General features: G+C 66.9%; 15 protein-coding genes. 8 read left to right on the top strand and 7 right to left on the bottom strand.

All coding sequences use genetic code 11. The features are described from left to right. Nucleotides 1-448: 448 nt before the first annotated feature. From msbA to F792_RS0107270, 3 genes are all read left to right on the top strand, one after another. Nucleotides 449-2,227, top strand: a complete 1,779-nt coding sequence (gene msbA / locus F792_RS0107280) for a lipid A export permease/ATP-binding protein MsbA (protein WP_018169006.1) — start codon at nt 449-451, stop codon at nt 2,225-2,227. A 199-nt stretch (nt 2,228-2,426) separates the two neighbouring features. Next, nucleotides 2,427-3,401, top strand: a complete 975-nt coding sequence (locus F792_RS0107275; protein ID WP_018169005.1) for a lysophospholipid acyltransferase family protein — start codon at nt 2,427-2,429, stop codon at nt 3,399-3,401. A 7-nt stretch (nt 3,402-3,408) separates the two neighbouring features. Further along, nucleotides 3,409-4,527, top strand: a complete 1,119-nt coding sequence (locus F792_RS0107270) for a glycosyltransferase family 9 protein (protein WP_018169004.1) — start codon at nt 3,409-3,411, stop codon at nt 4,525-4,527. On the opposite strand, the gene F792_RS0107265 is transcribed toward F792_RS0107270, so the two are convergent. The 7 genes from F792_RS0107265 to glnE form a co-directional block, all read right to left on the bottom strand. Beyond that, nucleotides 4,497-5,240, bottom strand: coding sequence for a 3-deoxy-D-manno-octulosonic acid kinase (locus F792_RS0107265; protein ID WP_018169003.1), 744 nt, complete (start codon nt 5,238-5,240; stop codon nt 4,497-4,499). The two genes, F792_RS0107270 and F792_RS0107265, sit on opposite strands and share 31 nt — an antisense overlap. A 2-nt stretch (nt 5,241-5,242) precedes the next feature. Further along, nucleotides 5,243-6,163, bottom strand: a complete 921-nt coding sequence (locus F792_RS0107260; RefSeq protein WP_018169002.1) for a Kdo hydroxylase family protein — start codon at nt 6,161-6,163, stop codon at nt 5,243-5,245. Between the two features lie 15 nt (nt 6,164-6,178). After that, nucleotides 6,179-7,132, bottom strand: coding sequence for an ADP-glyceromanno-heptose 6-epimerase (gene rfaD, locus F792_RS0107255; RefSeq protein WP_018169001.1), 954 nt, complete (start codon nt 7,130-7,132; stop codon nt 6,179-6,181). Between the two features lie 88 nt (nt 7,133-7,220). Continuing rightward, nucleotides 7,221-8,654: a bifunctional D-glycero-beta-D-manno-heptose-7-phosphate kinase/D-glycero-beta-D-manno-heptose 1-phosphate adenylyltransferase HldE gene (gene hldE / locus F792_RS0107250; RefSeq protein WP_026182083.1), complete on the bottom strand. Its 1,434-nt coding sequence runs from the start codon at nt 8,652-8,654 to the stop codon at nt 7,221-7,223. 72 nt (nt 8,655-8,726) lie between these two features. Further along, on the bottom strand, nt 8,727-8,951 hold the full coding sequence (locus F792_RS0107245) for a zinc-finger domain-containing protein (RefSeq protein ID WP_018169000.1): 225 nt from the start codon (nt 8,949-8,951) through the stop codon (nt 8,727-8,729). A 39-nt stretch (nt 8,952-8,990) separates the two neighbouring features. Beyond that, nucleotides 8,991-9,911 (bottom strand): branched-chain amino acid transaminase, encoded by a 921-nt coding sequence (locus tag F792_RS0107240; RefSeq protein ID WP_018168999.1) that lies wholly within the window; start codon nt 9,909-9,911, stop codon nt 8,991-8,993. A gap of 12 nt (nt 9,912-9,923) precedes the next feature. Continuing rightward, on the bottom strand, nt 9,924-12,851 hold the full coding sequence (glnE, locus tag F792_RS0107235) for a bifunctional [glutamate--ammonia ligase]-adenylyl-L-tyrosine phosphorylase/[glutamate--ammonia-ligase] adenylyltransferase (protein ID WP_018168998.1): 2,928 nt from the start codon (nt 12,849-12,851) through the stop codon (nt 9,924-9,926). Nucleotides 12,852-12,999: 148 nt separating this feature from the next. On the opposite strand from glnE, the gene F792_RS0107230 reads away from it, so the two are divergent. The 5 genes from F792_RS0107230 (at nt 13,000) to F792_RS0107210 (ending at nt 23,169) form a co-directional block, all read left to right on the top strand. Next, nucleotides 13,000-14,037 (top strand): Fe(3+) ABC transporter substrate-binding protein, encoded by a 1,038-nt coding sequence (locus tag F792_RS0107230; protein WP_018168997.1) that lies wholly within the window; start codon nt 13,000-13,002, stop codon nt 14,035-14,037. Nucleotides 14,038-14,240: 203 nt separating this feature from the next. Next, the gene (locus tag F792_RS0107225; RefSeq protein WP_018168996.1) at nt 14,241-16,016 is read left to right on the top strand and encodes an iron ABC transporter permease; all 1,776 of its coding nucleotides are present in this window, start codon (nt 14,241-14,243) and stop codon (nt 16,014-16,016) included. Further along, nucleotides 16,013-17,122 carry an ABC transporter ATP-binding protein gene (locus F792_RS0107220; RefSeq protein ID WP_018145216.1) on the top strand — a complete coding sequence of 370 codons (1,110 nt, stop codon included), beginning with the start codon at nt 16,013-16,015 and terminating at the stop codon, nt 17,120-17,122. Before F792_RS0107225 ends, F792_RS0107220 begins: the two co-directional genes overlap by 4 nt. Nucleotides 17,123-17,197: 75 nt before the next feature. Further along, nucleotides 17,198-19,021 carry an autotransporter assembly complex family protein gene (locus tag F792_RS0107215; protein WP_018168995.1) on the top strand — a complete coding sequence of 608 codons (1,824 nt, stop codon included), beginning with the start codon at nt 17,198-17,200 and terminating at the stop codon, nt 19,019-19,021. A gap of 8 nt (nt 19,022-19,029) precedes the next feature. After that, a complete protein-coding gene (locus F792_RS0107210) occupies nt 19,030-23,169 on the top strand; it encodes a translocation/assembly module TamB domain-containing protein (protein WP_018168994.1) in 4,140 nt (1,379 codons plus the stop codon). Nucleotides 23,170-23,359 lie beyond the last annotated feature (190 nt).

Below are 23,359 nucleotides of genomic sequence, written 5' to 3'. Positions count from 1 at the left end.
CCCGGTCGCCGGACGGGAGCGGCGGCTGATTAAATCAGCGGCTCCCTAAGGCCGGGCGGTTGGCAGCCAGCCTTGCGGGTGCGGTTCGAACTTCACTCTGCTCATGTCCCTGGCCCAGCTGCTGGTGCCCCGTGGATAAAGCACGCGCCCCGTATTCGCAGGACAGGTCACCGGAGTGGGCGATACGCACCTAGCCCGAAGCAGCTAAGGCCGCGTTTGACAGCGGTGTGGCTGGACATAACGGACTCCGGTCAAGATGAGCGCTGGCGCACGCAGCAAGTCAGCGCCGAATGCTACCACGCGGCCATACCGGCGTCCTCACGGAGGACGAGGGGCTCGGCTCTGATATCATCCCGCTCTCGCCCCCTGCGCCCACCCCACGCGAATTCGGCCGGACTGAACAGCGCACACGCGGCGGGAAGCACCGAACCTGGCAAGGACCCTCCCTATGGGCGAACGCTCGAGCGATCAGAATCCGGAACACCCGTCGGCCAGTGAATCCTGGGACCTATACAAGCGGATCTTTGCGTTCGTCAAACCGTACTGGCGCCTGGGGGTGCTGGCGATTGTGGCGATGATCCTGGCGGCGGCGGGGCAGGCGGCCTTTGCATGGATTATCCAGCCCCTGGTGGACGGCACATTCATCGAGCAGGATCCGGCTGCCAGGGTCTGGGTACCGGCGGCGCTGATCGGGATTTTCCTGTTCTATGGCGTCACCATGTTCGCGTCCGATTACAGCGTGGCCTGGATTGGACGGAAGGTGGTCAAGGACGTCCGGCAGGCGGTGTTCGAGCAGTATCTGCGGCTTCCGTCGGCATTCTTCGACCGGCACTCCCCTGGCACCCTTCTGGCGAAGCTCACCTACAACGTCACGCAGATCAACGCCGCGGCATCCAAGGCCATCATCGTTTTGATCCGCGACTCCTTCACGGTGATCTTCTTGCTGGCCTATATGACCTATCTCAGCGGATGGCTGGTGCTGATTGTGTTCAGCATCGCGCCGCTGGTGGGGCTGGTGGTGGTTGGCGCCAACAAAAAATTCCGCAAGGTGAGCCGACGCATGCAGAAGTCGGTCGGCGACTATGCCCAAATCGCGGAAGATGGCATTCGCGGGCAGGCGGAAGTGAAGATCTTCGGTGCGACCGACTACGAGGCTCACCGCTTCGAGCGGACCAACGAGCGCTACCACCGCCAACTGATGCGGCACAAGGCCGTACAGGCGATCAGCCAGCCACTATCGCAGCTGGGTGCCATCATTGCGCTGGCGGTCATTGTCTATCTGGCCACGATGGACCTGGTACTCGAAACCATCACACCCGGCGGAATGGTCTCGTTCATCGTGGCCATGCTTCTGGTGCTGCCGCCACTCAAACGCATTGTCGGCGTGAACGCCGAAATCCAGAAGGCCCTAGCCGCTGGCGAGAGCGTATTCGAGATCCTGGACGCGCCCCCCGAGCCCGATCACGGCCAGCGCACCTTGGAACATACCGAGGGAAGGATTGAGTTCGACCAAATCTGGCTGCGCTACCCACAACAAAGTGAATGGGTGCTGAAAGGTGTCAGCCTGAGCATCGCTCCCGGCGAAACCGTGGCGCTGGTCGGCCGCTCCGGCAGCGGCAAGACCTCCCTGGCGCGACTGCTTCCCCGCTTCTATGAACCCGAACAGGGCGAAATCCGCCTGGATGGCCACCCGATCCGCGAGTACCGGCTGCGGGATCTGCGCTCGCAGATGGCACTGGTTAGCCAGAACGTAGTGCTGTTCAACGACACCCTGGCCAACAACATTGCGTACGGCCTGCCGGAGAAACCAACCAACGACCAACTGCGCGAAGCCGCCCGCGCCGCCAACGCCCTGGAGTTCATCGAACAGCTGCCCGAGGGCTTCGACACGGTCGTGGGCGAGAACGGCATCATGCTGTCCGGCGGGCAACGCCAGCGCGTGGCCATCGCCCGAGCCTTGCTGAAGGATGCCCCGATCCTGATCCTGGACGAGGCCACCTCCGCGCTGGACTCGGAGTCCGAACAGAAAATCCAGGATGCGCTGGAAACGCTCATGCACAACCGCACCACGCTGGTCATCGCTCACCGGCTTTCCACCATCGAGGACGCCGACCGGATCGTGGTACTGGACGCCGGTAGGATCGTCGAGTCCGGAACCCATGCCGAGCTACTCGAAAAGAACGGCGCCTATGCCGCGCTACAAAAGGTCCAGTTCGCGGAAGACTAGGACTGGCAGCCCCCGATTGAGGGGTTCTTTCTGGCGGCCTGTCGGGTTTGGGCGATCGTCGCCAAGCGTCGTGGGCGAGCGGACCCATCTCTTCGGTCTCTCGAGCTGCATAGGGGAAACAATCACAACCGGGCCTCGCACCCGGGCAGTTCAAGCGAGCCTGATATAATCGCGCGTTTGGAAGCCGCGACCCCCACCCATGTCAAAGCCGCAAAGCACGCATCTGGCGCACCCGTCCAACTGGGGCCACAGCCTCGGCGTCGGCTTGCTGTGGCTTCTGGGGCACCTGCCCCCAAGTCTGGTCCTGCGCTTGGGCGAAGCACTGGGTCCCGTGACCTATGCCCTCGCTCGCCAGCGTCGCCTGATCATTCGGCGCAACCTCGACCTGTGCTTTCCCGAAGCATCCCCGGCCGAACGGGAGGCGATGGTACGGGCAAACTTCCGGCATACAGGTCGTGGGTTTGCCGAACTGGCCCTGGCCTGGTTCGGCGACCAGCGTGTCGATCGCATCCCCCTGCAGATCCGGGGGCTGGAGCATCTGCAAGCCGCCCAGGCCGACGGGGCGCCGGTGATCCTGCTGTCGGGGCATTTCACATCGATCGAGATGGCCGGACGCTTGCTGAGCCGCCGGATCGACATGGCGGTGATCTACAAGCCCATGGATCGCCGCCCCCTGGCGGATGCCACCATGCGCAAGGGACGCGCCAGTATCGGGCCGGTGCTGTCCAAGGACGACGTTCGCGGGATTGTGCGCACCCTCCGCCGAGGCATCCCGGTCTGGTATGCCGGCGACCAGAACTACCGCAGCCGGCAGAACGTGTTTGCGCCATTCTTCGGCATTCCGGCCGCCACGGTGACGGGGCTCCCGCGGCTCGCGCGCATGAGCAAGGCGCGGGTAGTGCCACTGTTCTACCACGCGCTGCCGGACCGGAAAGGCTACGAGATCGTCCTCAAGCCCACCCTGGAGAACTATCCGACCGGGGATGACCAGGCCGATGCCGAGCGCATGAACCGCATCGTCGAAGAGGCCGTTCGCGAACACCCGGACCAGTATTTCTGGGCCCATCGCCGGTTCAAGAGTCAGCCCGATCCCGACGTGGACATGTATCCTGGCGTCAAGGATCACCGCCGCGAAAGACGCCAGCGGCGACAGTCCCATCGGGACGGGAGTTGACCCGGAAATGCCTCCGCAACTCCCCCTGAGCGATCCGCCGGCGTCGCTGTGCATCCTGCGCTTTTCCGCGCTGGGCGACGTCACCCACATGACTCCGGTCGTTCGCACGCTTCAGCGCGAGTGGCCGCAGACCCGTCTGACCTGGGTCGTCGGCAAGGCCGAACGCGCCTTGGTCGGCGACATCCCGGGTGTGGAGTTCGTGGTCTTCGACAAGGGCGCAGGATGGGCCGGCTACCGCGCGCTGTGGCAACAAATGAAAGGCCGGCGCTTCGATGTGCTGTTGCACAATCAGTTCGCTCTGCGCGCCAACATCGCGAGCCGCGGCATCCGCGCCGACCTGCGCCTGGGCTATGACCGCGCCCGTTCGCGCGACCTGCATGGGCTGTTCATCAACGCGCGCATCCCCCCGCACCCCGGGCAGCACGTGATTGACATCTATTTCAGCTTCATCGAGGCCCTGGGGCTCGCCCGGCGCCACATGGTCTGGGACATCCCCGTGCCGGATGACGCGGCTGAACGGGCTCGCGAGCTTATCCCGGACGATGTCCCCACCCTGGTGATCAGCCCGTGCTCCAGTCACAGCCTGCGCAACTGGACTGCCGAGGGCTGCGCAAAGGTCGCCGACCACGCAGCGCGGGCCCACGGCTTGAAGGTCTTGATCACTGGAGGACCGTCCCGAAGCGAACAAGAGATGGGCGAGGCGGTGCTGGCACAAAGCCAGGAACAGCACGAAAACCTGACCGGGAGAACATCGATCAAGGAAATGCTGGCCATCCTGGGACGCGCCACGGCCGTGGTCAGCCCCGATTCGGGCCCCGCCCACATGGCCAACGCCATGGGCACGCCGGTAATTGGGCTGTATGCCTGCACCAACCCCGCCCGGGCCCGCCCTTACTACAGCGGCCAGTGGTGCGTGGATCGCTATGACGAGGCAGCACGCCGCGAACTGGGCAAACCGGCTAGCGAGATCCGTTGGGGGACCAAGATCGAACGCCCCGGCGTGATGGAACTGATTCGCCCGGAGGACGTGATCGAACGATTGGACGCCTTGATGACTGCCGGTGCCCCGCGCGCCCTGCCGCCGGAGATCACCGATCAACCGTCCGAGGGCGCCCCTGCCTCGTAACCGGCGCGCAACTGCGCAAAGCAGGCGTCGGTGTAGACCCAGCGTTCGCGAATTCGCAGGCGCTTTTCCAGGTCGCGCCGAAGTCGCTGCAGGTTGGCTTCCCGCCAGTCACCATCCGTGCCTGCACGATACCGGCCGCGATCCCAGTCGATGATCGAAACCGTACCCTCGGGGGCCACCAGGATATTGCGACTGTTGAGATCCGGATGCCAGTGCCCGGCATTGTGGAAACGCCGGATGCAGGCCCCGACTGCATGCCACGTCGCATCGGGGACCCCGGCCTCGCCGAGGTTCTCGTCGAGCGAACGCGCGCCCGGAACTCGAACCGTGATCAGGTCCGCAGCGTACAGCGGCCCGAGCCGCACCGCCCGCCCGGCCACCGGCCGCGGTACGGGCAAACCCTCGTCGAACAAGCGCGCGGTATAGAACCATTCGCGCCACGGTCGCGTATCGTCAAGGCCCTGCCACAGGTAACGATCACCGAGAGCTCGGGCGATTGTGCCTCCGCGCATGTAGTGACGCAGAACCCACTCCTCGCCATTTTCGAGCGGGCTGCGGAAGAACACGACGCTGCCGCGCCCGCCTCCACGACCGGTCACCAGACCGCGGCTTTCCAGTCCGGACAAGTCGAACCACCAGGGCTCGGGGGATGCGGGCAACGCGGCATCAAAAAGCACGCGGACCCGCCCGCGACGCCATTGGCGCCCCTCCACGCTCAGGCGGCCCGGCCGGCAGCCTCCAGCACTCCCCACGGAGAGCGCTCGGGCAGATGGCAGGCCTCGGGACGCACATAGAACGTCGCCACTAGCGCGTGCTGGCCAGAGAGCGCGGCATGGCTGACCTGGTCGGTCAGCACACACCAGCTGTGGTAGGGCTCGAACGCCAGCTCGGTCCCGCGGCCGGGGGCATTCTGGAAATCGTCGCTGTCCTTCATCCAGTTGTGCATGCGCCGCATCGCGCGGTCATAGGGCGAGGTGTCGCCGACCACCTCGAGCTGCGGAAGGTTCAGGGCGGACAACGCCCGAAGACTGCCGGTCCAGGCGCGCTCCGCCAGCCCCTGACGCAGGCGCGGCGGCGGGGCGATGCCGGCGGCGCCGCCGAACTGGCGGTAGAGTTCGCCGAATTCCTCGGCCACCCGCCAGATGCGCGCCTCCTCCGGGTTGATGTTGGTGAAGAAGCGCAGCGGCCGCCAGCCGTGGGTGGCCCCGGCCGGAAAGGCGTCCACATGCAGCAGCTCGTTATTGGAGTGTCGCTTGATCACCCGGCCCTTCTCCTGCACTGGGCGGAAGTTGATCTTGCGCGGGCTCCAGCCGCTGGTGAACCCCGGCAGCAAGTGCCCTAGAAAACCCTCCACCCGCTCGCCATACTCGCGCAGGATGCGACGCACGCGCTCGCCGGCATCGCCCTCGTTTTTCAGGCCGCTGATAAAGTCGCCATGCGGGTGATAGCTGATGTTCTTCAGGCTGAGCAGCCGGCCGACCTCGTCTCGCAGAAACGCCAGGTCCTGTTCGTTCGGAAGTGGCAGCCGCCCCGGCTCGAATAGCAGCACCTGGCCCTCTTCCAGCGAGCGTTCCAGGCGATCACCGGGGCTTTCGTACTCGTCCGCGCGAACGCGATGCAGGGGCTGGTCAGTCATGGTCCTTCTCCGGGGTCAGTCGGCCTGGTCGGCCGCGACCGCATCGAGGTAGGCGCGCACACCGTCCTCGATATCGTGAAACTCCAGGTCGCAGCCGGCCGCACGCAGCTGCGACAGATCCGCCTGGGTATAGCTCTGGTAGCGGCCCTTCAGGTGATCCGGGAACGGGATGTATTCGATCTCGCCGCGGCCGAACCAGTCGATCGTCGCACGCGCCATGTCGTTGAAGGTCCGCGCGCGCCCGGTCCCACAATTGTAGATTCCATTCACTTCGGGATGTTCCAGCAGCCACAGCTTCAGGTTCACGCAGTCGCGGACATCGACGAAGTCGCGGCGCTGTTCGCCATCGGCATAGCCATCACAGCCCTCGAACAGGCGGACCGTATTGCCCTCGCGCAACTGGTTGCTGAAGTGATGGATCACGCTCGCCATCCCCCCCTTGTAGCCCTCGCGCGGACCATAGACGTTGAAGTAGCGAAGGCCCACGACCTGGGCCGTCAGTGAGTCCATGTGCCGGCGCAGGTACTGGTCGAACGCGAGCTTGGAGTAGCCGTAGGCATTCAGCGGGCGCTCGTGAGCGGGTTCCTCGCGGAAGGTGTCGTTGCCGCCGTACACCGCGGCCGAGGAGGCATAGATAAACGGAATGCGACGATCCTGGCACCAGTGGAACAGCTCGCGGGTGTAGGCAAAGTTGTTGCGCATGATGTAGCGCCCGTCCCACTCCGTGGTGGCCGAGCAGGCGCCCATGTGGAACACCGCCTCCACCGGCCCCAGGTGGGCATCGGCCTCGATCAGGTCGCGAAAGTCTTCCTTGTCGTGATAGTCCGCGATGATGCAGTCGGTCAGGTTCAGCGACTTCTGGCCGTGGGTCAGGTTGTCGACCACGACAATGTCGGTGCGACCACGACGGTTGAGTTCCTTGACCAGATTGCTGCCGATAAATCCGGCACCGCCGGTAACGATGATCACGGGGACGACTCCTGAAAAAGCTGGGGATGCGCCGCATTGTACGCGGCGCACGAAAGGCGGGGAAAGCGACGTGCAGGGCAGCGGTCCGTCAGGAGTCCGCGGGCTTGCGCATGCGCTCGATCATCGACGAGGTCGAGCAACCATCAAGGAAGTCGAGGATGTCCACGCGTCCGCCGTGCGCAACCACCGCATCGTGCCCGGCGATGTCCTGCGGACGGTAGTCGCCACCCTTGACCAGTCGGTCCGGAAGGATCTCCCCGACCAGACGCGCCGGCGTATCCTCGGAAAACGGGACGACCCAGTCCACCGACGCAAGGCCAGCAAGCACGGCCATACGCTGCTCAACCGGGTTCACCGGTCGCCCTTCACCCTTCAGCCGGCGCACGGACTCGTCATCGTTCACCGCCACGATCAGGCGGTCGCCCAGACTGCGTGCACGCTCGAGATAGGCGACATGGCCGGCATGCAGAAGATCGAAGCAGCCATTGGTCATCACGATGCGCTCGCCATGCATCCGGGCATCCGCCACTGCGCGAAGCAACTCGTCCTCGGTCAACACGCCGCGCCCCGTCTGTTCCTGGTCCTGCAAAGCTCGACGCAACTCCGCAACGCTGACGGTCGCGGTACCCAGCTTGGCCACCACAATACCGGCCGCGATATTGGCCAGGGCCATTGCCTGGGGGAGTTCCAGGCCGGTTGCGAGCCCGGCCGCCAGAGTCGCAATTACGGTATCGCCGGCGCCGGTCACGTCGAACACCTCACGCGCCCGAGCTCCCAGATGCACCGGAACTGCGCCCGGACGAATCAGACTCATGCCATCCTCGCCGCGCGTCACCAGCAGCCCGTCAATGCCGCAGTCGCGAGCCAGCGCCTCGCCACGCGCGACCAGCTCGGCTTCGTCGGCGCAACGACCAACCACGGCCTCGAACTCGGTCAGATTCGGAGTAATCAGTGTCGCACCGCGATAGAGAGAAAAATCGCGCCCCTTGGGGTCCACCAGCACGGGCACCCCGGCGGCGCGCGCAGCCTCGATCAAGGGTTGGGGGTCGCGCAGCGCACCCTTGGCGTAGTCCGACAGGACCACTGCGCCGGAGCCCGCCAGCAACGGTTCGACCTGCGGCAGCAGGTCGGCGGCACGGATACCCGGGAAGCCGTCCTCGAAGTCGAGGCGGATCAGTTGCTGATGGCGGCTGATGACGCGCAGCTTGGTGATAGTGGCCGCGCCCGGCTGGCGGCGGAAATGGCAGGCCACGCCCGCGCCCTCGAGCAGCCCGGCGAGTTCGGAGGCCGCCTCGTCCTCGCCAGTAACACCGACCAGATCGGCATGGCCACCGAGGGCGGCGAGATTCAGGGCAACGTTGCCGGCGCCACCCGGGCGCTGCTCGATGTCGCGCACGTGGACGACCGGGACCGGCGCCTCCGGGGAGATGCGGTCCGTACCGCCGTGCCAGTAGCGGTCTAGCATCAGATCGCCGATCACCAGCACACGGGCCTGATCAAATGAGGGAAGGGAAAGCTTCATCGGGGGTGAGCGCTGGCCCGAACAGGACTAGCCGGAATGTGCCCGCGACCGGTCAGCGTGTCATACACGCGACTAGTCGTCGTCTTTCAGGGTGAACTGGGTGCCGCAGTAGGGGCACAGGTAGCGGCCGTCGGGGGTCTCGTCGATCGGGAGAAAGACGCGCGGGTGCGAGGACCACAGCGCCATCGTCGGCGTGGGGCAGTGCAGCGGCAGGTCCTTGCGCGTGACGGTGATTTCGGTCTGCGCGTTCGCGGTCGGGTACTGATCCTGGTGGTGGGCGGTATCGGGGTTCACCATGGTTTTTCTCGCATCCGGTTGACGGAAAATTTGGGCGTCTCAGACGAAGGTCAGCCAGCCCTCGTGGCGGCTGTCCCGGCCCTGTACCACATCGAAGTAGCGCGACTGCAGGCGCTCGGTGATGGGTCCGCGGGTGCCGGAGCCGATCGGGCGGTCGTCGACCTCGCGGATCGGGGTCACCTCGGCGGCGGTACCGGTAAAGAAGGCCTCGTCGGCGATGTACACCTCGTCGCGGGTGATGCGCTTCTCGATGACGTCCAGGCCCTCCTCGTGCGCCAGCTCGATGACCGTGCGGCGGGTGATGCCGTCCAGCGCGGAGGTCAGGTCCGGGGTGAACAACACGCCGTCGCGCACGATAAAGATGTTCTCGCCGCTGCCCTCGGCCACGTAGCCCTCGGTATCCAGCAGCATGGCCTCGTCGTAGCCGCAGCGGGTGGCCTCCTGCAGGGCCATCATGGAGTTCATGTAGTTGCCGTTGGCCTTGGCCTTGCACATGGTCACGTTGACGTGATGCCGGCTGAAAGAGGAGGTGCGAATGCGAATCCCCTTTTCGATGCCCTCGTCGCCCAGATAGCTGCCCCAGTGCCAGGCCGCAACCATCGCATGCACCAGGAGATTGTCGGCGCGCAGGCCCATGCCTTCGGAGCCGAGGAAGCACATCGGGCGCAGGTAGGCGCTTTCCAGCCCGTTGTCGCGCACGGACGCGATCTGGGCATCGTTCAGCACCTCGGCGGTATAGGGGATGGTCATGCCGAGAATCTTGGCCGAGTTGAACAGCCGCCGGGTGTGGTCCTGCAGGCGGAAGATCGCGGGGCCGCGCTCGGTCTTGTACGCGCGCACGCCCTCGAACACCCCCATGCCGTAGTGCAGCGTGTGGGTGAGCACGTGGGTCTTCGCCTCGCGCCAGGGCACCATCTGCCCGTCCAGCCAGATCACCCCGTCGCGGTCGGCCATCGACATTGTCTTGTTCCTCTATGTGGTCTCGTTCGCGGCCGATTCCGGCTCGCCGAACAGGTCATTCCAGGCATCGATCACGCCATCGCGCACGGCGCAGAGCTCGTCGTCGGGCTTCTCGACCCGGGCGTCCAGGCCCGCCAGCGTCAGGCGGTGGATGCGGTTGCGCAGATCGCGGTAGGCATCCGCCAGCGCCTCGCTCAATGCCGCGTCGATCACGCCCTCGCGCCCCAGTGCATCCAGCGTGCGGATCTTGTCCGGCCAGTCACACACGGCGGGATGATCGTGAGCAGATACCAAAACCCAGTATTGAACCATGAATTCGATATCAGTGATACCGCCCCGGTCGCGCTTGAGATGGAAGCCGTGGCCCCGCTTCGAGGCGTGCTCGGCCAGCATGCGGTTGCGCATCTCGACCACCTCGGCGCGCAGTGCATCGGTATCCCTTTCACGAGTCAGCACCTCGCGACGCAGGGCATCGAACTGCTCGCCCAGTTCGGTATCCCCGGTCACGAAGCGCGCACGCACCAGCGCCTGATGCTCCCAGGTCCAGGCCGACTCGTCCTGGTAACGCCGGAACGCCTGCAAGCCGCTGACCAGCAGACCCGCGGTACCACTGGGGCGCAACCGGGTATCCACCTCGTACAGGCGGCCCGCCGGGGTGAAGGCCCCCAGCAGGTGCACCACCCGCTGGGCGACGCGGGCGAAGAATTCGGTGTTGTCGATCACCTTGGGCCCCGCGGTCTGCGCCTCGTCGCCCTCGCTGTCGTGCAGGAACACCACGTCCAAGTCCGAACCATAGCCCAGCTCGAAGCCACCCAGCTTGCCGTACCCGATCACCGCAAAGCGCGCGACGCGGCGCGCATCCGTGGCCCCGCACTTCGGCTCGCCGTGGCGCTCCACCATCTTGTCCCAGGCCAGCTGCAGCACCCGCTCCAGAAGCACCTCGGCCAGCCAGGTCAGATGGTCGGAGATCTTCATCAGCGGCAGAAAGCCCATGATGTCAGCGGCCGCCACGCGTAGCGTCTGCACCTGCTTGAACTGGCGCAGCCGGTCCAGCATCTGCTCGTGGTCCTGCCCGGGGAACTGCGCCAGCTCGGCCTCCAGCTCCTCGCGCAGCCCGTCACGATCGGGCGGCGCGTACAGCGCGCGCGGGTCCAGTAGCTCGTCCAGCAGCACCGGGTGGCGGGTCAACTGCTCGTTGATCCACGGGCTGGCGGCCACCAGCTTGACCAGCTGCGACAGCGCCAGGGGGTTCTCGACCAGCAGCGACAGGTACACCGAGCGCCGGGCAATCGTGCGCACCATCTGCAGCGCTCGCGGCAATACCGCATCCGGCGTATCCATCTCCGCGATCGCCCCGATCAGCAACGGCATCAGGCGGTCCAGGCGCTGGCGCCCGGTCACGCTCATCGCGCGCACGCCCGGACTCTCGCGCAGATCGGCAATCCCGCGCAGAGCCTCGTCCGCATCCTGAAAGTCCATCGCCTCCAGCACCGCCCGGGCATCCGCCTCCGGCAGCGAGCCCTGCCACAAACGATTGAGCTGCTGCTCGCGCCCGGTCTCGGGCGAGGCCTCCATGGCCTCCCCGTCCGCGCGCTGCGGGGCACTGAATACCTGCTCGAAGTGAGCATGCACCCGCCGCTGCTCGCGCAACAGCGCCATCTCGAAGGCCGCCTCGTCGTCGAACCCCAGCGACAGTGCCAGTCGATGCCGGTCCTGGCCATTGGAGGGCAGACGGTGGGTCTGCTGGTCATTCAGCATCTGCAGACGGTTCTCTACCCGGCGCAGGAAGCGATAGGAACGCTCCAGCTGTTCGACGGCATAGCCGGGCAGCAGGTCGCGCTCCTGCAATGCCGTCATCACGCCCAGCAGGTCACGCCGCTGCAGCCCCTGGTCGCGCCCCCCGCGGATCAACTGGAACGACTGCGCGATGAACTCAATCTCGCGGATCCCGCCCTCGCCGTGCTTCACGTCCTCGAATCGACCGCGCCGCGCCGACTCGTCGTTGATCATCTGCTTCAGCTCGCGCAGGTTGGCCAGCGTGCCGTAGTCCAGATAGCGCCGGTAGATGAACGGGCGCAGCCGGCGCATCAGGCGCGCGCCGGCGTCCGGGTCGCCCGCCAGCGGACTCGCCTTGATCAGGGCGTAGCGCTCCCACTCGCGGCCGTGGGCCTGGTAGTAGTCCTCCATCGCGTCGAAGTGCATCACCAGCGGTCCGGAATCCCCGAACGGGCGCAGGCGCATGTCCACGCGATAGCAAAAGCCGTCCGCAGTCACGTCCGACAGCGCTGCAATCAGCTGGCGCCCCAGGCGCTGGAAGAATTCCTGATTCTCGATCACGCGCTTGCCATCGGTCTCCCCCGCCTCCTCGAAGGCGAAGATCAGATCGATATCGGAGGAGAAGTTGAGCTCGCTGCCACCCAGCTTGCCGAGCCCCAGAACCACCATGGACTGGGCCTCGCCCGCGGGGCTGCGCGGCTGGCCGTAACGCTCCTGCAAATGGCGGTCCAGCCATTGCAGGCCACCCTCGATAAGGGAGCGGGCCAGACGGCTCAGGTCGTGCATGACCTCGTCGAGGTCGGCGTGCCCGGCCAGGTCGCGCCAGGCGATGCGGATCATCTCGCGATGCCGCGTTTCGCGCAGCGCGTGACGCAGCCCGGCATCGTCGGTCACGGCCCCCAGGCGCGCCTGCAGCGTGCGCTCGAAGTCCGCATCGTCACAAGCCGGTATTTGGCCGTGTGGATCCAGCGCCTCGAGCAAGTACTCTGGATGCTGACGCACTGTCTGCACCAGGTAGTGGCTGAAGGCGAACGGGGCCGGCGTCGACGCCAGGAGGGTATCCGGCCAGGCGAGCTTTTCGTCCAGCTCGGCCAGCAGATCGCGGACCTCCTGCTCCAGCGGCGGCGACAGGCGAGCGGGGGATTCGGGCAGGGGCTTGTCCATGTGCCAAGCGTATCAGCGTTGCGACCCGGGGAGGCCAGCCCATGCCACGTACCGGTCGCGGGGTATTGACTTGGATGAGAACACAAATAACAATCGTTCTCGTCTACACGGCTATCCGCCGCATGAATCCACACGAGGATCGCTCGCCATGAACTTTCGCCCGTTTGCCTGGCTGATCGCCACGGCCGCCGCCATCGCCGTCAGCATGCCCCTGGTCGGCTGCAGCCCCGCCGACCAGGACGAGGTCAACCTCTATTCGGCGCGCCAGGAAAACCTGATCAAGCCGCTGCTGGACGACTTCACTGATCAGACCGGCATCCCGGTCAATCTGGTGACCGGCGGGGCGGACAGCCTGCTGCAGCGCCTGCGCCACGAGGGCCGCAACTCACCCGCCGATCTCTTCATCACCGTGGACGCGGCGCGTCTGCACCAGGCCAGCGAGGCCGGCGTGCTGCAGGCGGTCGAATCGGACGTGCTGCGCGAGAATATCCCGGAGCGCTACCGCGACCCGGACGGACAGTGGTTCGGCCTCTCGTCGCGCGCGCGCCCCATCCTCTACCACAAGGACCGCGTGGACCCGGCGGAACTCTCCACCTACGAGGCCCTGACCGATGCGCAATGGGAGGGCCGGATCTGCATCCGTTCCTCCAGCAACGTGTACAACCAGTCGCTGGTGGCAGCGATGATCGCCACCGAGGGCGCCGAGGCCGCCCAGGACTGGGCCGCCGGGATCGTGGCCAACATGGCACGCCAGCCGCAGGGCGGTGACCGCGATCAGATCCGCGCCGTGGCCGACGGGGTCTGCGACGTCGCGATTGCCAACACCTACTACCTGGGCCTGATGCTGGACGGCGAGGGCCGTGATCGCGAAGTCGCCGAGCAGATCGGGGTGTTCTGGCCCAACCAGGACGGCCGCGGCACCCACGTGAATATCAGTGGCGCCGGCGTCACCGCGCATGCCCCGAACCGGGACAACGCGATTCGCCTGCTGGAATTCCTGTCCTCCACCGAGGCGCAGGAGTGGTACGCCGAGGTCAACCAGGAATACCCGATCCGCGACGACGTACCGGCCAGCGACATCCTCCAGAGTTTCGGCGAATTCCAGTCCGACGACATCGAGCTCTACCGTCTGGGCAACCACAACGCCGAGGCCGTACGCATCATGGACCGCGTCCGCTGGCGCTGATGCTCGTCCACGACACCCCACTCACTCTCGCCCCCGGTCCTCCGGGGGCGTTCTGTTGGGCACCACAGAACGCGCGGAGGGCACAGGGCCGGGCATAAGGCGCGGTGTAGCGACCGGGGTCGCGGCACATGGCCTCGACAATCCGCCAGTCACAAGGCGGCCATAGTGGTATTCGAAACAAGAACCTTTATTATTCGCAATCCATGACCGCCCAGACCACCAACCCGCCCGCGACGCCTGCGAATCCTGCGAATCCTGCGGTTCGCCAGCGCCTGCCGTTCAGCCCGTGGTCGGCGGTCGCCATCGTCGTAGCGCTGACACTCGCCCTGCCGATCCTGGTCATCTTCGGGCACGTGTTCATCCCCGCCGGCGAGGTCTGGACCCACCTGCGCGAGACAGTCCTCGCGGACTATGTCGTCAACTCCCTGGCCCTGCTGATTGGCGTCGGGATCGGGGTGCTGGTGATCGGGGTGCCGGTTGCCTGGCTGGTCAGCGTGTGCGAGTTCCCCGGCCGTTCGATCTTCCAGTGGGCACTGATGCTGCCGCTGGCCATGCCGGCCTACATCATTGCCTACACCTACACCGGCATGCTGGATTTCAGTGGTCCGGTACAAAGCCTGATCCGTGAGCTCACGGGACTGGGATACGGCGAGTACTACTTCCCCGAGATCCGCTCGCTGGGCGGCGCCATGGCCATGCTGACGCTGGTGCTCTACCCCTATGTCTACCTACTCAGCCGCGCCGCCTTCCTCGAGCAGTCGGTCTGCGTGCTGGAGGTCTCCCGCACTCTGGGCGCCGGCCCCTTCGGTGGCTTTCGCCGGGTCGCCCTGCCGCTCGCGCGCCCGGCCATCATCGCCGGGTTGACCCTTGCGCTGATGGAAGTGCTGGCCGATTACGGCACGGTCGCCTACTTCGGCGTGAGCACCTTCACCACCGGCATCTTCCGCACCTGGTACGCCCTGGGCGACCCGGCCGCAGCGGCCCAGCTCGCGGCCGTGCTGCTGACCTTCGTATTCGTACTGATCGTGCTGGAACGCTGGTCGCGGGCCAAGGCGCGCTTCCATCACACCAGCCGCCGCTACTCGACCCTGCCGCGTTACCAGCTACGCGGCTGGAAGGCCACCGCGGCCTTCCTCGGCTGCCTGTTTCCGGTCCTGCTGGGCTTCCTGCTGCCGGCCCTCCAGCTCGGACTGTGGACCGTGCAGACCACCGAACAATGGATGAACCCGGCCTTCGGGCGGCTGGTCTTCAACAGCTTCTGGCTGGCCATCGCCGCGGCCGTGATCGCGGTCGCCCTGGCCCTGGTCCTTGCCTATGCGCGGCGCATGGAGGGCGGGCGCTTCACCGCGGCTGCCGTGCGCGTCGCCGGGATGGGCTACGCGGTACCCGGCATCGTGATCGCGATCGGCGTGATGATCCCGTTCGCCGCCTTCGACAACGCCCTGGACGGCTTCATGCGCGACACCTTCGGGGTATCCACCGGCCTGTTGCTGTCGGGCACGCTGTTCGCCCTGCTGTTCGCCTATGCCGTGCGCTTCCTCGCCGTCTCGCTGCAGACGGTCGAGGCCGGGCTGGGCAAGATCCAGCCGAGCATGGACGATGCCGCCCGCTCGCTGGGGATGCGCCCGCTGCAAACCCTGACCCGGGTACACCTGCCGATCATGCGCGGCACCCTGCTGACGGCATTGCTGCTGGTTTTCGTCGATGTCCTGAAGGAGCTTCCGGCGACGCTCATCCTGCGCCCGTTCGACTTCAACACCCTCGCGGTGCGCGCCTTCGAGCTGGCCAGTGACGAGCGCCTGGCCGAATCCTCCAGCGCCGCCCTGGCCATCGTGCTCGTCGGGCTGGTTCCCGTTATCCTGCTGTCCGTGACCATCGGCCGCTCGCGCCCCGGCCAGCAGGGCCCGACCCGCGCGGCGGACGAAGAATCGCCGCAAAAACCCCTCGCCATGCCCGCAGGCACGACGAATACGCCATGACCCAGCCCATCGAAACCACACTGCAGGTGCCCCATACCCCGCTGATCGCCCTGGATCGAGTGGATATCGGCTATGACGGTACCGCCGTGGTCCATCAGGTATCCCTGGCCCTGCCCAAGGGCCAGATCGGCTGCCTGCTGGGCCCCTCCGGCTGCGGCAAGACCACATTGTTGCGGGCGATCGCCGGCTTCGAGCCCCTGATGGCGGGGAGCATCCAGCTGGACGGGCGAAGCGTCAGCGATGCCCGCAGCACGATCCCGCCGGAGAAGCGCGGGGTCGGCATGGTGTTCCAGGATTTCGCCCTGTTTCCGCACCTGAGCGTGGCCGACAACATTGGCTTCGGCATCCGCGACTGGAGCCGCAAGGATCGTGACGAGCGCATCCGCTCGCTCCTCAAGCTGGTGGGGTTGCCGGGCTATGGCGAGTCCTACCCGCACGCCCTGTCCGGTGGTCAGCAGCAACGCATCGCCCTGGCCCGGGCCCTGGCCCCGCGGCCCAAGCTGCTGTTGCTGGATGAGCCATTTTCCAGCATGGACGTGGAGCTACGCAGCGAACTGGCCCGCGAGGTCCGGCGCATCCTGCGCGCGGAGAACACCACCGCCATCCTCGTGACCCACGACCAGAACGAGGCCTTCGCCTTCGCCGATCGCATCGCGGTGATCCACCAGGGCCGCGTGGCCCAGTGGGACACTGCCTACAACCTCTACCATCGCCCGGCGGATCGTTTCGTCGCAGACTTCGTCGGCGAGGGTACGCTGATCCCCGGCATGGTCTGCGCCGAACACGTGGTCGATACCGCCTTTGGCCAGATCGAGGGCACGCTGTCGGAACAGCTGCCGCCCGGCACCGCCGTGGACGTCCTCGTGCGTCCGGACGACATCGCGATCGACAACGAAGCGGGCACCATCCGCACCGAGATCCTCGACAAGGCCTTCCGCGGGGCGGACTTCCTCTACACCCTGCGCCTGCCGGACGGCCTCAGCGTGCTGTGCATGGCGCCCAGCCACGACAATTTCGTCATCGGCGAGCACGTGCGCCTGCGCCTCGACTTCACCCACCTGGTAGTGTTCTCGCGCGGCAGCGGGGTCGACTGCCCGGCCTCCTGACCCTGGCGCGCTCCGCAGCCCGCCAGGGTCGTTGGTGCAGGCCCAGCGGGAACTCGCGTGATTTCGCGCGTTCCGATGTCGACACGCTCCCCTTTCCGCAACCGCTATCATCGTTTCATGACCCACGCCCGCGCCCCTGTTGTCCGCCGCCCGGCCCGCACCGGGCTGGGCGTGGTTGCGATGCTGCTCGTCGCACTGGCGGGCATCCCGGGGGCGGCCGGTGCGCAGGATGGCTCCACCCCCGGCTTGCAGATCGAGGGGGGTACCGACGCTCAGCGCAGCAATATCCGCAACAGCATCAACCTGGCGCGCCACCCCTGCGACTTGCCCGGGTTTCGCGAGGGCCGCGTGTTGCGCGACACCGAGGCGCGCGCCACCGATGCCCTGCGGGCGATCGGCTTCTACGACCCCGAGCTGGTTCTCGACTTCGAACGCCACGAGGCCTGCTGGGACATCCGCATCACCCTGGACCCCGGCCCGCCGACCACGGTGGAGCAGGTGGACCTGCAGATCACCGGCGAAGGAGCCGGCGATCTCGGCTTCGAGGCCGTGCTCAGCCAGACCGAGATCCGCGAGGGCGACACCCTGCGCCATGATCGCTACGAGGCCCTGCGCAACCGCATGACGCGGATCGCGTCGGATCGCGGCTATTTCGACGCCGATCTCCACACCCGACGCCTGGAGGTGGACCGCGACACCCGCAGCGCGACCATCCGCCTGCACATGGATACCGGGGATCGCTACCGCGTGGGGCGGGTCCACATCGACCAGGACATCCTCTCCGAGGACTTCGTCCAGCGCATGGTGCCGTTCGCGGCGGGTGACCCGTACAGCTCGGCGCAGATCATCGCGCTGCAGCGCAATCTGAACGACAGCGGCTACTTTGGCGGCGTCCGTGTACGCCCGCAACGCGACGCGGCAGAGGGACTGCAGGTCCCGATCCTGGTCGAACTGGAGCCGCGCAAACGCCATAGCTACGAGGCCGGCATCGGCTACTCCACCGATATCGGCCCGCGTATCCGGCTGCGCTACGAACATCGCTACGCCAACCGGATCGGCCATCGCTACCAGGCCGAGATCGAGGCGTCGCCGGTGCGTTCCGGGATCGGCTACAACTACGAGATCCCGCTGCGCGACCCGCTGCGCGAACGCCTGAACCTGTTCACCACCTATCGCACGGAAGACACCGACACCCAGCAGTCCGATCGCTTCCAGGTCGGCGCCAACCGGGTCCTGCAGCGCCGCAGCGGCTGGCAGACCACCGAGGGGCTGCGCTACGAGTACGAGGACTACACCGCCGGCGAGGATGACAGCGGGCGCAGCAACCTGCTGATCCCGTCCTACCGGATCAGCCGCATGGAAGCGGACGAACCGATGACCCCGCGCCGCGGCTACCGCTTCGAGACCACCGTTCAGGGCGCGCGCGAAGAGATCCTGTCCAGCATCTCGTTCGCCCAGGTCCTGGCCAGCGGCAAGGTGGTCCGCGGCCTCGGCACCGGCCGGGTGCTGGCCCGCGTGGATGCCGGCTTCACCGACGTGGACTCGGTCAGCGACCTCCCCAGCTCTCTGCGCTTCTATGCCGGGGGCGATGCCAGCATCCGTGGCTACGGCTACCAGCGGGTCGGGCCACGCAACGACAGCGGCGACGTGATTGGTGGACGCCACAAGGTAGTGGGCAGCCTCGAGTACGACTACCCGGTCGTCGGCAACTGGAGCGCCGCGGCCTTCGTCGACGCCGGCAACGTCGTCAACGAGTGGGACGAGTTCGACCCCGTCTACGGCGTCGGGGTCGGTGTGCGCTGGCGCTCCCCGGTCGGCCCGCTCCGAGTGGACCTGGCCCACGGACCGGACTCGGACGATGACTTTCGCATCCACTTCTCCATGGGTCCGGACCTTTGAAACCCCTGTTGCGCGGCACACTGTGGGGGCTCTCCACGGTCCTTACCCTGGTGATCATCCTGCTGGGCACCCTCGGGGCCCTGCTCGCGACCGAATCGGGGACCCGCTGGCTGGTCGAACAGGGCGAGCGCCTGGCCCCCGTCGAATTGCGCATCGACCGGGTCGAGGGGACCTTGTTCACCGAGCTGCACCTGCACGGATTGCACCTCGCGCTGCCCGACGGCCCGGTGATCGACCTGCCCACCGGGCGCGTCGGGATCAGCGCCCGCAGCCTGCTCCGCGGCGAGCTGAACATCCGGATACTGGCCGTCACCAGGCTGCGCGTGGACCTGCCACCACCCGACCCGGATGCGCCACCCGCGGACGAACCCTTCGCCCTGCCCGATTCCTTCCGGCTGCCGCTGGCGGTGCGCCTGGGCCAGCTCCAGGTGGAGGACATGGAGATCCTGCTGGCGGGCGAACCCCTGGCCTCGGTCACCCGACTGACGGCCGATGCGCGGGCCAGCGGCTCGCGCATCGAGCTACACGCGCTGGAGCTGGACATGCCGGAGATCCGGGCCCGGCTGGCCGGATCGCTCGAAGCCAATGATGACTACCCCGTGCACCTGCGGGGTCAGTGGCAAGCGCCCCTGCCCGTGGCCCTGGCCGAGGGCCTGGGCACGGACGAGGCGCGTGGCGAACTGGAGATCACCGGGGCCTTGCGCGAACGCGTGCAGCTCGAACATGACCTGCGCGCCGGGATCGAGCTGAACCTGCAGGCCAGCACCCACGAACTGTTCACCACCCCGGCGCTGGAACTGGCGGCGCAGTGGCAACCCTTCACCTACCACCTCGATCCGGAACAGGACATCGCCCTGGAGGGCGGCCGCCTCGACCTGCAGGGGACTCCGGAGGACTGGGCGCTGAATCTGCAGACCGCGGCCACCCTGACACCCTGGCCACGGCTTGTGCTGAACACCCGGGCGCACGGGGACCTCGAATCGCTGGAGATCGAAGCCCTGGATATCGAGTCCGAGGCCGGGCGGGTCACGCTCGCCGGGCCCATTCGCTTTGTCGACACCCTGGACTGGGACCTCACCCTGGAGGCCGAGGACCTGACCACGTCCGGAATGGGTTTGGAGTTCGATGCCGCGGTCGAACGCCTGAAGGGACGGTTGCAGGGCACCCTGCCGCTGGGAACCGACACCCCGCCTCTGGCGGCCCTGGACGCGAGCGTCAGCCTTGACGAGCTGACCGGGCACTACGAGGGGGAACCCATCACCGGCAGCCTGAACGCCTGGCTGGTCGACGGTCAGGCGCGGATCGAGGACACGCACCTGACGATCCGCGATACCGCGCAGCTGGACCTGAACGCTTCGGCCACGGGCCTCGCGGGCGACCTGAGCGACCCCGATCACCGCCTCGTCTTCGACCTCGGACTGGATCTGGAGGCCCCGGATCTGGCGCGCCTGCACTCGGAGCTGGACGGGCAGATCGAGCAACTGCGACTCGTGCTGGACGGCAACTACGCCCCCGCCAGCGGCGCCCTGAGCGCGCAGCTTGGCCTGGACCCAGTGCGCGCCCGACTGCGCGGGATCGACATCACGGGCGATGCACTGATCGCGCTGACCGAGACGGGTGGCGAGATCGAGCGGCTGCAATTCGCCACCGACACAGGTGCCCGGTTCGCCCTGAATGGGGATCTCGACTGGTCCGAGGGCCTGCGCTGGGACCTCGCACTGGAAGGCGACGGGCTGGATCCGTCGCTGGTGGTCGCCGAGGCCCCCGGCCAGATCGCCCTCGCCCTGCTCAGCCAGGGGCACCTCGACGCCGACGGCACCCCCCGCGTGCAGGCCCAACTCCAACGGCTGGAGGGTACGCTGCGCGACCAGTCCGTATCCGGTCAGGGCCAACTGCAGCTGGAGGGGGAGCATCTACGAGTGGACCAGCTGGACCTGGCGCTGGGCCGGAACACCCTGACCGCCCACGGCGAATGGACCGAGGCCCTGGACTTCGAGCTGCGCCTGGATGCCCCGGAGCTGGATCGGGTCTGGCCCGACCTCGCCGGCCGACTGGAGCTCGATGCACACATCACCGGAGAACCCGATCGGCCGCGCGTGGCGGCACGCGGAACCGGTGCGGGGTTGCGACTCGCGGATATCACCCTGGAGCAACTGGAGCTGGGGGCCGACGCCGGCCTCGAGGTCGCCGCCCCGGCCGAGATCGACCTGCGCCTGACCGGCCTCGGGCTGGCCGACGGCACACGCGTGGAGACCCTGCGCCTGGGGGCCTCCGGTCGCATCGACGGGCATCGCGTCACACTGGCGGCCGATGCCGGGGATCTGGGCTCGCTGGATCTGGCGCTGCAAGGCGAACTGAACCCCGACACCCTGCACTGGCGCGGCCAGATCGCACGGCTGGATCTGGACCAACCCGCGGGGGGCCCCTGGCAACTGACCGAACCGGTCGCACTGGAAGGCGGGCCGGAAGATGCACGGCTGGAGCGCCTGTGCCTGGCACGCGACGACGGACGGCTGTGCGTCGAGGGGGACTGGGGTACGTCGACAGGGGCCGAGTTCGGCGCCGAGGCCCGGGCGGTGGACCTGGCCTGGCTGGAACCCTTCCTGCCGCCGGAACTCGCTATCGCGGGCCAGCTGAATGCTGACGCCAGCGGCCGTATGGAAGCCGATGGCACCGTGACGGCCGACCTGACCGTGACCCCGACCGATGGCCACCTGGTCGTGCGCGACGAGGACGGAGACCTGGAGGAGGTGCCCTACCGCGATGTGCGGCTGACCGCCCGGGTGCGCGATCGCGACGTGGACGCCTCCCTGCGGCTCGACTTCCTGGAAGGCGGGACGGCGCGCAGCGATATCCAGCTGCGCCCGGACGGCGACGACCTGCGTATTGACGGCGACTTCGAGGCGCACCTCGATAACCTGTCGTGGCTCGCGGCTCTGAGCCCCGAGATCCAGCGCCTGCGTGGCTCGCTCAACGCCCGCCTGGACTTCGGCGGACGACTGGACGCGCCACTGGTGGAGGGCGAAGTGGCGTTCCGCGACGGCGGGGTCCTGATCCCCGAGGCCGGCATCGATATCGTCATTCCCGAGATCACGGGCTGGGTGGTCTCGGCCGAACAGCTGACCCTGACCGGCCGCCTGGAGTCCGGGGACGGCGGCATCGACCTCAACGGTCACGTGGACCTCGCCGACGCCGGGCCCCGTGCCGAGCTGAGCCTGACCGGCGAGGACTTCCTGGTCGTCAACCGCGTAGACGCGGAGGCCCGCATCACGCCGGACCTGCAACTGGTCTTTACCCCCGACGACGGCATTCGTGTGCGCGGCGAGGTCTTCCTGCCCTGGGCGCGCATCCGTCCGCCGGATCTGCCGCCCGGAGCGATCCGCGTCTCCGGCGACGAGATCATCCTCGGGGAGGAGATCACGGAGGCCCAGGGGCTCAAGACCGACATCCGCATTCGGATCCGCCTGGGGGATGACGTGCGCTTCGACGGCTTCGGCCTGACCGCACGCTTCGCCGGCGAGGTGGATGTCGAGGAGGTCACCGGGCAACCGACCCAACTGTTCGGCGAGATCACGATCCCCGAAGGCGAGTACAGCGATTACGGCCAGGACCTGCGGGTGGAACGCGGCAGCCTGGTCTTCCAGGGGCCGGCGGAGAACCCGGAACTGGACCTGCGCGCGGTACGCACCGTGCGCGAATACAACGTGACCGTCGGGCTGGAGATCCGCGGCACGCCGGACAACCTGAGCTCGCGGGTGATCTCGGACCCGCCGATGGACGAGACCGAGGCGATGTCCTACCTGCTGACTGGACGCCCCCTATCCGGCGCCTCGCAATCCGATGGCAACATGATCGCTGCTGCCGCAGCCGCCTACGGGCTGGAACAAGGGGCCGTGATTACCGAACGCATCGGCCGCGAACTGGGCCTGGACGAGGTGGAGCTGGACACCGAGGGCGGGCTGGACGAAAGCGCGCTGACACTGGGCCTGTACCTCTCGCCGCGCCTGCTGCTGCGCTACTCCATCGGGCTGTTCGACAACACATCGAAGGTCCTGCTGCGCTACGAACTGACCCGCAACCTGAGCGTCGAGACCGCCTCCGGGACGACGGAACAGTCGGTAGACCTGATCTATCGATTCGAGCGCTAGGAGGACGCTGCGGACTAAGGATCAAAGGCCTTTTTCACCACGAAGCACACGAAGGTACGAAGAAAAGATCCATGCCGGTTTAACCACAGAGGACACGGAGTTCACGGAGGTGCTCAAACCTGCTCTCGGTGGTGATCGGCGCTCGAATGATCTCACCTTGAAGATCTTCTCAATGCCGGTGCTGGCCCGT

The organism is Thioalkalivibrio sp. ALMg9 (genome assembly GCF_000380625.1).
Classification (GTDB): domain Bacteria; phylum Pseudomonadota; class Gammaproteobacteria; order Ectothiorhodospirales; family Ectothiorhodospiraceae; genus Thioalkalivibrio; species Thioalkalivibrio versutus.
This window is presented reverse-complemented; position numbering and strand designations above follow the sequence as displayed.

Excerpts from the sequence above, each read along its gene's own strand:
- msbA (WP_018169006.1), top strand. The coding sequence starts at position 449 with ATGGGCGAACGCTCGAGCGATCAGAATCCGGAACACCCGTCGGCCAGT.
- F792_RS0107275 (WP_018169005.1), top strand. The coding sequence starts at position 2,427 with ATGTCAAAGCCGCAAAGCACGCATCTGGCGCACCCGTCCAACTGGGGC.
- F792_RS0107270 (WP_018169004.1), top strand. The coding sequence starts at position 3,409 with ATGCCTCCGCAACTCCCCCTGAGCGATCCGCCGGCGTCGCTGTGCATC.
- F792_RS0107260 (WP_018169002.1), bottom strand. The coding sequence starts at position 6,163 with ATGACTGACCAGCCCCTGCATCGCGTTCGCGCGGACGAGTACGAAAGC.
- hldE (WP_026182083.1), bottom strand. The coding sequence starts at position 8,654 with ATGAAGCTTTCCCTTCCCTCATTTGATCAGGCCCGTGTGCTGGTGATC.
- F792_RS0107245 (WP_018169000.1), bottom strand. The coding sequence starts at position 8,951 with ATGGTGAACCCCGATACCGCCCACCACCAGGATCAGTACCCGACCGCG.
- F792_RS0107240 (WP_018168999.1), bottom strand. The coding sequence starts at position 9,911 with ATGTCGATGGCCGACCGCGACGGGGTGATCTGGCTGGACGGGCAGATG.
- glnE (WP_018168998.1), bottom strand. The coding sequence starts at position 12,851 with ATGGACAAGCCCCTGCCCGAATCCCCCGCTCGCCTGTCGCCGCCGCTG.
- F792_RS0107230 (WP_018168997.1), top strand. The coding sequence starts at position 13,000 with ATGAACTTTCGCCCGTTTGCCTGGCTGATCGCCACGGCCGCCGCCATC.
- F792_RS0107225 (WP_018168996.1), top strand. The coding sequence starts at position 14,241 with ATGACCGCCCAGACCACCAACCCGCCCGCGACGCCTGCGAATCCTGCG.
- F792_RS0107220 (WP_018145216.1), top strand. The coding sequence starts at position 16,013 with ATGACCCAGCCCATCGAAACCACACTGCAGGTGCCCCATACCCCGCTG.
- F792_RS0107215 (WP_018168995.1), top strand. The coding sequence starts at position 17,198 with ATGTCGACACGCTCCCCTTTCCGCAACCGCTATCATCGTTTCATGACC.